This is a genomic window from Psychrobacter sp. JB193, from assembly GCF_002285555.1.
GTDB classification, from domain to species: domain Bacteria; phylum Pseudomonadota; class Gammaproteobacteria; order Pseudomonadales; family Moraxellaceae; genus Psychrobacter; species Psychrobacter alimentarius.
This window is the reverse complement of sequence record NZ_NRGY01000001.1, coordinates 1399874-1411965: the sequence shown is the minus strand read 5'-3', so window position 1 is coordinate 1411965 and position 12092 is coordinate 1399874. Positions and strand designations below refer to the sequence as shown.

The window sequence follows — 12092 nt, the reverse complement described above, 5'->3', positions numbered from 1 at the left end:
CAAATGACAGATAAAACCAATTATGGTTCTATCACCTGATGAAACGTGAGTTTTCGGACACGTTAGGCGATCACTGCCAAGCCCTTTTTATAGTGTAAAAAAACTAAGGTTTCCCCTAGGTTTTTGGACATCGTAAAACCCAACAAAACCCAATATTTAAAATGAAAATACGAAGTAGTGAACCTGTCAAAACCTTACATTCAAAATCAATTTGCACCGCCTTACATGTTGTCATTTGTTTACATTGGCAGACAGTACCGACTTAATAAAACTTAACATTGAAAACCTGAACCCTCACATAGTAGAACCTCATAAAACCTCACATTGAAACGTTAGAAAACCACATATAGCAAACCTTATAAAACCTTATATTCAAAATCAAATCACACACCGCGCAATGCTGGCTTGAACCTTGCCGTTATCTTGCCGTTGCCTAGTTTTCGGAGTCCATACAAAGGCTAATTTACGGACATCATAAGCAGGGTTAAAAATGAGTTTATGGAACAGTACGCACGCGCGCGAAGCAAGCACCAATGACGGGGTTTTTGCGCAATATAAAAAGGAGTTTTTGGAGTCCATAAAAAGAGCGACTTTTGCGAACAGTACGCGCACGCATAAGGGAATTTTTAGAGTCCATAAAAAGGGGTAGTTTCTTAACAAGTACGAGGTAGATTGTTGGACACGTTAGAGTTATGGGCACAGTACGCGCACGGGTGCAGTTTATGCCAATGCTGGCTAGTTTTCGGACATCTTAGAGGGCAATCAAAATAATACTTTGAGTCCATAAAAAGGGGACTTTCTGGACAGGTATCGAGGGGGGCTATAAATCGAGATTAAACAGGCAAACCACATAAGAGCGCCCCTATTCACACGCACAAGAAAAAAACCGTTTCAAAAAGAAGTTAAAGCGACTTTTGCGACAAGTAACGTAAGCGCATGACTTGCAGCGATAATTAGTAGGTTAAAGTCATGTTAAGAGGTTAAAGCGACTTTATGGACAGGTATCGTAAGCGAGCACCGCGCTAGCATGTTGAGGAATGTTGAAACTCAAAACCCAGTCAAGTGAATGGCTGGCATGTTCATATTATTGGTGGTCAAACTATTAAAATTTTGAGCAAATGGTGGTCAAATTGGTGGTCAGATTGATGTATAAAAATATTAAATATATATAAATCAATAGTTTAAAGACAAAAAAATAGCCCACAGAGGAGGAGACTATGGGCTGAGGAAACTTATTATGCGATTAGGCTGCAAGGTAAGTGGCTAACATTTTATTATTGTTATAATTAAGATAATACCAAAGCGCCAGATTTCAATAAATTCTTACATCTGCTTACAACTTCTGGTGTACAACTGTAGCCGTGGCTTTAAAATACTATAGAGGTTGCTTTGAGATATCTATATCAAATAATTCGCTTAAATAAGTAGAATGATTGATAAAGTATGAGTAAGAAAAGCAGTAAAGGTTGCAAGATATGTCCAGTATCGAGGAAGATACAGAGATGGCATGACGGCATCCATGAAAAGTGCTAAGCTAGCAGCCAGCATTCTTACGTCCACCATAGACTGGGTTTTCCATGACCGAGAGTACACCGCTGCATAAGCCAGAGCCAGAATCATTGCCAGTGCAAAGTGAAAAAAGTATTTTTAATTTGCCCAATAATCTGACGATTGCACGTATCCTGATGATTCCGCTGTTTGTGGTGATTGCCTATTGGCCACCTGCCATGGGTATTGGCTTGCCTGCCATCTCAGATAACGTGATTGCACGGGTAGGCATGAGCGAGTTCAGTGATAGCTTATTACGCCACTTATTATTGACCAGCGTCTTTATCATTGCCGCGATTACTGATTGGCTTGATGGATATTTTGCTCGTAAACTCAATGTGATGTCAGCCTTTGGTCGTTTTTTGGATCCAGTTGCTGATAAGCTTATGGTCGCCGCCGCACTGATTGTTTTGGTACAGTGGCACCCCAATATTATTATGGCGATTGCTGCTATCGTCATTATCTCACGCGAAATCGCGGTATCGGCGCTGCGTGAGTGGATGGCAGAGTTGGGCAAAAGTACCAGCGTGGCGGTGTCTTATGTGGGTAAGCTTAAAACCACATTTCAGATGGTCGCGATCACAGTACTGCTGCTGAACTGGCAGTCGCTTGAAATGATTGGCTATATCTTGATGGTTGGCGCTGTCATTTTGACACTATGGTCGATGATGATTTATCTAAAGGCGGCTTGGCCTTACTTAAAACAAAGTGGGTAGCTGTTTATAGTCAAATTCATATGCACAAAAAACGCCAGTCGCATCAGCCGCTGGCGTTTTTTATTGTTTGGCTTTTAAAGGTGCGAGAGAGCCGTTGTATTTTACTTTGATTGTTTGGGTGGTTCCTATATACTCGAAAAAACAAACAAATGACAAGGATTTTAGATAAAATATAAAACAACGTCATTGGACTGAGGACACAACAATGGTATTACATAAGAAAAAATTGATCGCTGCTGCTTTATGGTTGGTGATACTAGCAGGGTGTTCACAATCGCCAAGTATACAGAGAGAAACAGCACCGAGTATCCAAGCAGAGGCTGTGCAAGCAGAGTCTCTGCAAGACGCAGCTGAATCAGAGCGGTTGGGTACACAGTGGGGTGATGATGTTGATTCAGAGATTATTACTGTCGATCTGAGTCGTACCAGTGACAATCCACTTCAGGAGATGCAGATATCGTATGCTGATAAAAATTATCAGGGCCGTGCGGTAAACAGTATGTCATTATTGGCAGGGAAAGTTGAGTTCTCAATACATACTGACAATGGTAAATTACCACTGTATCGTGATGCTGGTAACTACTATCTCAAAGGTATGGCTGGTCAAGCTTATCGTCTGGTGTATCATAATAACAGCGCCAATACTTATGAAATCGTTGCCAGTGTCGATGGTCTAAATGTTCTCAATGGCAGTGCCGCCAGTCGCTATGATGATGGATACGTTTTAAGACCTAATGATGATTTGGTGATTGAAGGCTTTCGCAAAAGTCAAAGTGCAGTGGCCTCCTTTATTTTTAGCAAACCAGACAATGCTTATGCAGCGAATACCAGTAGCGGCTCTATAGAAAATACGGGCGTTATTGGTACGGTGATTTATGAGCTATACGATCCTTCTAAACCCAAACCCAAACCCAAACAAGCAAAAGCATATCCAGCAGACAAGGGTTATGCGAAACCACCACAATAGTGACGAACATATACAAGCATTATTAGTCACAAACATGAGCATAAACCACAAAAAACGCCAGCCGCAAATCGCGATTGGCGTTTTTTACTGTCTACTTCTAATATTTAAACGCTTAAATTACTTAAACGCTTAAGGTATTACAGCTCTATCGAGAAGTTTTCACCCAAGCTTTTTTCAATAGCCGTATCGGTGACTGCTGCCGCTGCCATTTTAACAGCGCTAGTAATAGCATTGCCGTTCGCCCAGTATTCAGCGCCATGTGGCACGACTTTAATCAGCTGAACGCGTGGATCTTCTTTGCCTTTTTCAAAGTAGGCATTGTACATAGGTGACCACAGCTCATTGAGTTTTTTTTCGTCTTCAACCAGCTCAGCTTTACCCGTGATAGAAAGATATTTTTTGCCATCTTCACTGACATAAGCCAAGTTCACTTCAGGGTTTTTTTCAATACTGCTCACGGTTTCGCAAGGACTGTGACCAATAAACCAGATTTCTTTGGCACCGATACTGGTCTCAGTAGTATTCATTGGGCAAGAATGTAGATGATTTTCATCATTGCGAGTGGTCATCATCGTATATTTGATGTCTTTTACCATTGCTTGAATGGTGTCCATTTGTGCTTGTTTACTCATAATAGTTATCCTTTACTATTTAACAGCTAGGGTTTGGAATTATTTTGTTTAAAATTTGCTGTGACCAGTTTTAAGAGATAAAAAGCGCCAATAAACCACTGCCTATTGACGCTTTAAATACATACTATCTATCGTAGAATATTTTTGTGTTTTGTTGCTTTCTACTACTTTTATTATTTTCTACTACACAGATACTGGTTTATGCAGAACAGTTACTGAACTATAGAGCGACCGAAAACTGTTCGCCCATATCTTCAGCGGTTTTGCCATCTTGTAGAGCCGCGGCTGCCATTTTGAACATGTTGACAGTTGAGCTACCACTTAACCAGCACTCGACACCATGTGGAACAACTTTGATTAATTGTACATTTGGATCTTCTTTACCATGCTCGAAAAACGCATTATAAACAGGTGACCATAGCTCATCTAGCTTGGCTTGATCTGATGATAGTTCTGCATTAGCACTGACAGAGACATAGTTTTTTTCATCTTCAGAGGCATAAGAAAGACCGATTTTTGGATTGTCTTGAATGTCTTTGACGACGTCCGAGGTTTTATCACCGATGAACCAAATTTCTTTGGCACCAATGCTGGTTTCGCTCGTTGTCATTGGCCAAGCATGGACATCGCCTTTACTGTTGACGGTGCTCATCATGGCAAATTTTACGTCTTTGATTACGTCTTGGATTTTGTCGAGTTGTTCTTGCTTATTCATGATATATCCTTATTGCGTTAGAATTTTGATAAAAAATAAAGTGATGGTAAATCGTTTTAATTGTTGATCGTTTTAATTATTGTCAAGTGGTAGAGTAACGATAGACACCCTCATAGTTATATAGTCTGAGCGTAATGCGATGTTAGTGTTTGTAAGGTATATAAAGGTTAGGTAAAAAATGTGACCCGCCAAGCGAAACCTTACTGCTGTAGAAAAATTGGGTAAAGATAAAGAGTGGCATTTGAATTTATAAGTACGATGGGCAATTTATCTCGGTTTAGACCTGCTTCTTATAGGGCTTCTTGTTATAATACGCAGACCATTTACTTTGCATGGCAGAGATGCCTTGATCTTACGGATTATGCCTTTATGATGACCATCGCCGGACAACCGTTCCTTACCGATTTTCAGACGCAGCAACTCATCAGTCAGTTTCAGCAAAAAACCGAGCTAAATGTTAGCCAAATCCATACTCAGCAAGTATATGTGCTATCACGCGAGTTAAGTGGTGATGAGCACAAAAAAGCCTTGGACTTGTTTGGGATTCATGAAGGTATTGACGTTTTAGCGCCAGAAGACAACCAACGACAAGTGATCGTCAGCCCACGTTTTGGCACGATATCGCCGTGGGCAAGTAAAGCGACCGATATCTTTAATAACTGTGAAATCGATATCAATCGTGTTGAGCGTGTCGTTGTTTATACACTAACGCTTGATAATAAAGCGGCTGACAAGAAGCTACCGACTGCCGCTGAGCAGTTATTGTTTGACCGTATGACTCAGAGTTTGGTGTATGACTTGAGCGATGTCAGCAAATTGTTTGACGATCAAGCACCAGCTTCACTCAATCATATCGATGTGATCGGACAAGGTCAGTCAGCGCTAGAATCCGCCAATACCGAGTTCGGCTTTGCGTTATCAAACGAAGACATCGACTATCTGATGAATGCGTACGTCAATGAGCTAAAGCGTAATCCAACCGACGTTGAGCTGATGATGTTTGCACAGGCAAACTCAGAGCATTGCCGTCATAAGATCTTTAATGCCCAGTGGACAGTTGACGGCGACGTGCAGCCAAAGTCATTGTTCCAAATGATCAAAAACACCTATCAGTCTAATCCGCAAGGTATCTTGTCTGCTTATAAAGACAACGCTGCTGTGATGGCTGGCTCTGACGGTATGCGTTTTTATCCTATCCCAACTGACGCGATGGATGCCAATTCAATTCATCCTTATGGATTTTATCAAGAAGACATCGATATCTTGATGAAAGTTGAGACCCACAATCACCCAACCGCGATTGCTCCGTATTCAGGTGCAGCGACTGGTTCTGGTGGTGAGATTCGTGATGAAGGTGCGACGGGTCGTGGCGGTAAGCCAAAAGCGGGTCTAGCAGGCTTCCACGTATCACATTTGCATATTCCAGAGCTGGCTGAGAAATGGGAGCAGTCAGGTCAATTAAGCACGCAAGCGTATGGTACGCCAGATCGTATGGCAACCAGTCTTGAGATCATGACGGAAGCGCCATTAGGTAGTGCTAACTTCTCAAACGAGTTTGGTCGTCCGAACTTATGCGGTTATTTCCGCAGCTTTCAGCTAGATACCTCTGCGGCAAAAGACGGTAGCGAGATGCGCGGCTATCACAAGCCAATCATGCTGGCAGGTGGTTACGGCAATATCAAACGCAACCTGATTGAAAAAAATGCGATTAAAAAAGGCGATTTGCTCATCGTCCTTGGTGGCCCTGCGATGCAAATCGGTCTGGGCGGCGGCGCGGCATCTTCAGTCGATAGTGGCGAGCTCGATGAAGGTTTGGATTTTGCCTCAGTACAGCGCGATAACGCTGAGATGGAGCGTCGTTGCCAAGAAGTCCTCGATCGCTGCTGGGCGCTAGCTGGAGATGATGTAGACGCCAGTAATAACAGTAAAGACGGCAATCCAATCGTCTCACTACATGATGTAGGGGCAGGTGGTCTGTCTAATGCGATGCCAGAGCTGGTCAATGACCATGAAATGGGCGCGCATCTGAACTTGCGTAAGATTCCATCATTAGAGGCGGGTATGTCGCCAATGGCGATCTGGTCGAACGAAGCGCAAGAGCGTTATGTGCTGGCGATTCGTCCAGAGAGTAAAGATCAGTTCGATGCGATCTGTGCTCGTGAGCGCTGCCCGTATGCCATCTTGGGTGAGGCGACGGATATCCGTCAGCTAATCGTTGATGATGAGCTATTAACTGAGCAACCAGTCGATATGCCGATGCAAGTACTACTCGGCGGTACACCAAAAATGCAGCGTAGCTTTGAGCGTACGGAGCGCACGTTGCCAGCATTAGAGCTTGGTAACGTTAATCTAGCCGAGTCAATTACCGATGTATTGCGTCACCCAACAGTAGCGAGCAAGTCATTCTTGATTAGCATTGGTGACCGTTCTATCACCGGTATGGTCGTGCGTGATCAGTATGTGGGTCGCTATCAAGTGCCTGTATCAGATTGCGCGGTGACGGCATCGGGCTTAGTGGCGCTAGATGGTCAGCCGATGACTGGTGAAGCCATGAGTGTCGGCGAGCGTACGCCTGTTGCCCTTATCAATCCAAAAGCCTCTGCACGTCTGGCAGTGGGCGAAGCGATTACCAACATCGCGGGCGCACGTATCGCTCAGTTGTCTGATATCACCATGTCAGCGAACTGGATGGCGGCGTGCGGCGATGATACAGAAGATGCGGCATTGTTTGATGCGGTACATGCTATCGGTGAAGAGCTGTGCCCAGCACTCGGTATCGCCATCCCAGTCGGTAAAGACTCGCTATCTATGCGCGCCAACTGGAGTGACGAGGACGGTACGGACAAATCAGTCGTCTCGCCAATGAGTTTGGTCGTAACTGCGTTTGCCCCTGTCGTTGATGTGGCAAAAACGCTAACCCCTGAGCTTATCAATGGCGATAGCGCGTTCTATCGTATTGATTTGTCTAAAGGTAAATTGCGTCTAGGTGGTTCAATCCTTGCGCAAACACTTAGCCAATTAGGCAACGACTGCCCAGATCTAGCGCAGCCAAGCGATTTGATCGACTTCTTTAACTTTATCCAAGCAGGTAACGCGCAAGGCGTCATCAGCGCCTATCACGATATCGGTGATGGTGGTCTACTGGCGACTATCGCAGAGATGCAGTTTACCAGCCGTCAAGGTATCAAGCTGTCATTAGATGATGACAATTTACTCGGTCAGCTGTTCAGTGAAGAGCTGGGTGCGGTCATCCAAGTATTGCCAGAAAACGTTGCCGCTTTAATGCAGTTGGCAGAAGAGTTTAATGTTGCCGATATGCTCAGCCTCGTCGGTCAAAGCAGTGAAGAAGACAGCCTACTTATCCAAACGCCAACGCTCATGGGTGATAACACTCTACGCTTTAGCCGTACTGAGTTACAGCAAGCATGGACTCAGGTCAGCTATCAAATCGCACGTCGCCGTGACAATCCAGCGTGCGTACAGCAAGAGTATGACTTGATTGCTGATGCCAGCCATCAAGGACTTATCGCTGCGCCAAACTACGATCTTAATCAGAAGGTGGAAGCGCCATATTTAGCTAGCCGTGAGGCTCAACCAAGAGTCGCCATCCTCCGTGAGCAAGGTGTCAACGGTCAGACAGAAATGGCAGCAGGCTTCACGCAAGCTGGTTTTGAAGCGGTCGATGTACACATGAGTGACTTATTGAATGGTCGCATCAATCTACGTGACTTCGACGGTCTGGTTGCTTGTGGTGGCTTTAGTTATGGTGACGTCCTCGGTGCAGGCTCTGGCTGGGCGAACTCTATCTTGTTCCATGACGAGTTACGCATGCAGTTTGTGCGCTTCTTTGCCCGTCCTGATACCTTTAGCCTTGGTGTCTGTAACGGTTGTCAGATGATGGCACAGCTAAAAGACCTGATCCCAGGTGCTGAGAACTTCCCACGCTTCGTCGCTAATAAATCAGCTCGATTTGAAGCGCGTACCGTCAACGTAAAAGTCGAACGTACCAAGTCGATCCTGTTTAAAGGGATGCAAGACAGTATCTTACCAATCGCGGTGGCGCATGGTGAAGGCTATGCCACGCTGGACAACACTGAGATCGACGGTATGGCAAACCACGGTCAGCTTGCGATGCGTTATGTCGATAGCCAAGGTCATCCAACCGAGACCTATCCGCTCAATCCAAACGGGTCGCTCGGCGGTGTCACGGGTTTATGTAGCACAGATGGTCGCGTCACTATCATGATGCCGCATCCTGAGCGTAACCTAAAAGCTTATAACCACAGCTGGAAACCAGAAGCGTGGGATGAAGACGGCGCGTGGATGCGTATGTTCCGTAACGCTCGTGCTTGGTTTAGATAGGCTAAGTTGGTTTAGAGTATTGTTTTAGACATAAAAAAAGGTGGGCGTAATGCTCACCTTTTTGTGTTTGGGTTTTGGGGTTTCAAAGTAGGGGGGCTATTTCCCGCCTTTCGCTTGTACCTGTTAATCTGGACCAAAACGCGCCTTTAGATAATGATTGATGACTAATGAAAGTTCTTTCTATTAGAATCTTGCAATAATCAGTTAATTAATTTTCTTTATATCTTGCAAAGTATATTTAGGTTTGGCTTGTCCATATTGTACAACTTTGAACTCAACTGTGACAGGTTTGTGCAAATACTCACGATTTATCACGTCTGGGTCTTCAAATGTGTGGTCAATCTTACCTTTGATCAAAGTTCTATCAGAATATTCTGTAAACTCGAAAGTTCTAGAGTTAGGTAAAACTCCTTGAAACTCACCTTTGTACTCTTCGACAATTTCACTAATATTTTCTTCTGAAAGTCGTAAAATGAGTTTTTCTAAAACATTTTGGGAATCAATGCGAGTTAATTTTTTATTGAATTCCATTGCAAACAAAGCTTCACTACGAAACATTAGTTCAAGAAAATCATGTACTTTACGAACAGCTCTTGGATGTATCTCATTAATTACATCACTAATTTGCTCGTCTGTACCATCAATTCCATACTGTAGTAGCTTTTGTATATCATCTATGGCTGTTTCAGTTCCATTTCTTTCTGCTAGCAAGTCGTGATCAGGTTCTGGTAACTCTAATTCAAAACCAAATGAACCAGTTGCAGTACCTGTTATTAACAGTTGATGCTGATTTCTATTTGGTATGGGTCCTGAAAAACGTAAATTATTACTCAAACTAGCAACTACACTTGCAATCATATCGTTTAGACTATCGATAGCTTTACCAGAAAATTCAGCTGTAATACCATAACTTTTATGAACTGGTTTACCTCTGAATGTAAAAATGGTCTTTTTCACTAACCTACGAGTATCGACTTTATTAATTGCGGTTTGAACACTTTTTAAACGTGACTCTAGGCTCATCCTATCGACAATAGCATAAGGTGGTGTTTCTTCTATTAGGCCTTCAAGTGTACTTCTTTCAGCAAGTAACTTGTTATAGTCATTTTCACGCATTGTTAGACTCTATATTTAATTCAGAAAGATACTTGAGAGCCTCAATATCCTCGCTAGGAGATAAAGGGATAACAAAAAAACCTTTCCAAATATTAGTATCTCTTTGATGAGACCACATACTGTACCAATAAGTACATCGTTTGATACTGGCTTCATTAAAGCCTAAGTCCATGTCAACCCAGTAAGAATCGACTTTGTATTGACTCTTAGCGATTGGATTGTCAACTAAATTATTATTCCTTTCAGCCCAATCGATATAATCGGGTATAGTTTTATATAAGTTGCTAAATGTCACAACATCAATATCGTTCGGAGCACGTTCAGCAATTGACTCTATGTTTTCAACAAAACTTCCATTTACCCATTGAAAACCTGCTTCAATACCAGATAAGTATATAGCTCTTCTATATGCTAAGAATCCAATAAGTATTTCAATTCGTTCAGTTGAAAATGCGAAATTCTGTACGAATTCATTGATGCTAATTGGATATGGAGAGCGTTTAGGGCTATGACCTTCTTCGCCGATAGCAATAGGTGATATTACTCCTTGTATATTCCACATTCTATATCTCTTAAAAGGTTTTATGTGAGTAGCAAAGATCTTAAAAAAATTCAAAACAAACTTACTGTGAGTCTTAAGTATAAGCTAATTTAATACTTCAAGCTAAGCTTATCATATACAAATTCAGTCTAAAGCCAAGGTGCAGTACTTATCTAAATAATTATTTATAAGAGGCTTTGAAGTCGTATAGGTTCTTAAAGCTGAGTCTTACCAGCTGAAACAGGTTTCGCTTCCTGTTCCTTTTCCTATGCTTACTTGGCTTTTTTTGCCAAGTACTTTTGAAGTTTATCTTGGTTAGAATTACTCATGATTTACCTATCTGATCACTTCTTAATAACCAAAAAAAAACGGCACTGAAATCAGTGCCGTTTTATAAATCGTGACAATATAAAAGCTAACCACGACTCTTCAAATATTAAATCGCAAAAATCAATCCCAGCTTAAGATCACCTTACCGCATTGCCCACTTTCCATGATATCAAAGCCTTCTTGAAAGTCATCAATGTGCATGCGATGGGTAATGATTGGCGACAGATCAATACCGCTAATCAGCATTTGCTCCATCTGATACCACGTCTCCCACATCTCACGCCCATAAATACCTTTTAAGGTCAACGCCTTAAAGATAATCTTGCTCCAATCCACCGTGGTGGTGTTAGGCAAAATGCCCAACAGTGCAATTTTAGAGCCGTTATACATGTTACTAATCATCGAATCAAAGGCCTGAGGCGAGCCTGACATCTCAAGCCCAATATCAAAGCCGTGCATTTTTAGCTCCTCGATAGCGCCTTCGATGCTTTCGCCTTTGGCTGGGTTGATGGTCATCGTCGCGCCCATTTTTTTGGCAAGCTCTAGGCGATAATCACTGATATCACTGACCACAATATTACGCGCCCCTGCAAATCGGCAAATCGCCGTTGCCATTGACCCAATCAGTCCTGCACCCGTAATCAGCACATCCTCACCAAGTACCGGGAATGAAAGGGCAGTATGCGTGGCGTTGCCAAAGGGGTCCATAATGGCAGCCATCTCATCGCTGATACGTTCATCGAGTTTGATGACATTATCGGCAGGTATCACCAAATATTCGGCAAACGCGCCATCGCGGTCAACGCCCACGCCGATGGTATTTTCGCACACATGCAGCTTACCACGGCGGCAGTTACGGCAATGTCCACAAGCGATATGGCCTTCGCCTGTGACGCGATCACCCACTTCAAGATGCTTGACACCATCGCCCATTTCACTAATGACACCGACGTATTCATGTCCGATAATCATTGGCGTCTTGATGGTGTTTTGTGACCACTCATCCCACTTGTAAATGTGCAAATCTGTCCCACAAATGGCGGTTTTTTTAATTTTTATTTTAACGTCATTGATGCCGACGGTCGGTTCTGGCATGTCTTGCATCCAGATGCCTTTTTTGGCATGAGCTTTAACCAGTGCTTTCATATTTTTCTCTTATTTAGCT

8 protein-coding genes are annotated in these 12092 nt (G+C 43.1%); 3 read left to right on the top strand and 5 right to left on the bottom strand.

Annotated elements, in window-relative coordinates; all coding sequences use genetic code 11:
- The first annotated feature begins 1577 nt into the window (after positions 1–1577).
- Positions 1578–2264 (top strand): CDP-diacylglycerol--glycerol-3-phosphate 3-phosphatidyltransferase, encoded by a 687-nt coding sequence (gene pgsA / locus CIK80_RS06095; protein WP_062843649.1) that lies wholly within the window; start codon positions 1578–1580, stop codon positions 2262–2264.
- Between the two features lie 205 nt (positions 2265–2469).
- Complete coding sequence (locus tag CIK80_RS06090; protein ID WP_095569237.1) at positions 2470–3231, top strand: hypothetical protein; 762 nt, start codon at positions 2470–2472, stop codon at positions 3229–3231.
- Between the two features lie 137 nt (positions 3232–3368).
- Here CIK80_RS06090 and CIK80_RS06085 read toward each other — a convergent pair whose 3' ends face one another.
- Both CIK80_RS06085 and CIK80_RS06080 read right to left on the bottom strand, forming a co-directional pair.
- Positions 3369–3863 carry a pyridoxamine 5'-phosphate oxidase family protein gene (locus CIK80_RS06085; RefSeq protein WP_095569236.1) on the bottom strand — a complete coding sequence of 165 codons (495 nt, stop codon included), beginning with the start codon at positions 3861–3863 and terminating at the stop codon, positions 3369–3371.
- Positions 3864–4083: 220 nt separating this feature from the next.
- Positions 4084–4578, bottom strand: coding sequence for a pyridoxamine 5'-phosphate oxidase family protein (locus CIK80_RS06080; protein WP_095569235.1), 495 nt, complete (start codon positions 4576–4578; stop codon positions 4084–4086).
- 369 nt (positions 4579–4947) lie between these two features.
- Between CIK80_RS06080 and purL the strand changes: the two genes are divergently transcribed.
- Positions 4948–8940 carry a phosphoribosylformylglycinamidine synthase gene (gene purL / locus CIK80_RS06075; protein WP_095569234.1) on the top strand — a complete coding sequence of 1331 codons (3993 nt, stop codon included), beginning with the start codon at positions 4948–4950 and terminating at the stop codon, positions 8938–8940.
- 204 nt (positions 8941–9144) lie between these two features.
- On the opposite strand, the gene CIK80_RS06070 is transcribed toward purL, so the two are convergent.
- The 3 genes from CIK80_RS06070 to tdh form a co-directional block, all read right to left on the bottom strand.
- Entirely contained in the window at positions 9145–10056 is a 912-nt protein-coding gene (locus CIK80_RS06070) for a hypothetical protein (protein WP_095569233.1), read from the bottom strand.
- Positions 10049–10618, bottom strand: coding sequence for a hypothetical protein (locus tag CIK80_RS06065; RefSeq protein WP_095569232.1), 570 nt, complete (start codon positions 10616–10618; stop codon positions 10049–10051). Before CIK80_RS06065 ends, CIK80_RS06070 begins: the two co-directional genes overlap by 8 nt.
- Positions 10619–11047: 429 nt before the next feature.
- Positions 11048–12073, bottom strand: a complete 1026-nt coding sequence (gene tdh / locus CIK80_RS06060) for an L-threonine 3-dehydrogenase (RefSeq protein WP_095569231.1) — start codon at positions 12071–12073, stop codon at positions 11048–11050.
- Positions 12074–12092 lie beyond the last annotated feature (19 nt).

Excerpts from the sequence above, each read along its gene's own strand:
- pgsA (WP_062843649.1), top strand. The coding sequence starts at position 1,578 with ATGACCGAGAGTACACCGCTGCATAAGCCAGAGCCAGAATCATTGCCA.
- CIK80_RS06090 (WP_095569237.1), top strand. The coding sequence starts at position 2,470 with ATGGTATTACATAAGAAAAAATTGATCGCTGCTGCTTTATGGTTGGTG.
- CIK80_RS06085 (WP_095569236.1), bottom strand. The coding sequence starts at position 3,863 with ATGAGTAAACAAGCACAAATGGACACCATTCAAGCAATGGTAAAAGAC.
- CIK80_RS06080 (WP_095569235.1), bottom strand. The coding sequence starts at position 4,578 with ATGAATAAGCAAGAACAACTCGACAAAATCCAAGACGTAATCAAAGAC.
- purL (WP_095569234.1), top strand. The coding sequence starts at position 4,948 with ATGATGACCATCGCCGGACAACCGTTCCTTACCGATTTTCAGACGCAG.
- CIK80_RS06070 (WP_095569233.1), bottom strand. The coding sequence starts at position 10,056 with ATGCGTGAAAATGACTATAACAAGTTACTTGCTGAAAGAAGTACACTT.
- CIK80_RS06065 (WP_095569232.1), bottom strand. The coding sequence starts at position 10,618 with ATGTGGAATATACAAGGAGTAATATCACCTATTGCTATCGGCGAAGAA.
- tdh (WP_095569231.1), bottom strand. The coding sequence starts at position 12,073 with ATGAAAGCACTGGTTAAAGCTCATGCCAAAAAAGGCATCTGGATGCAA.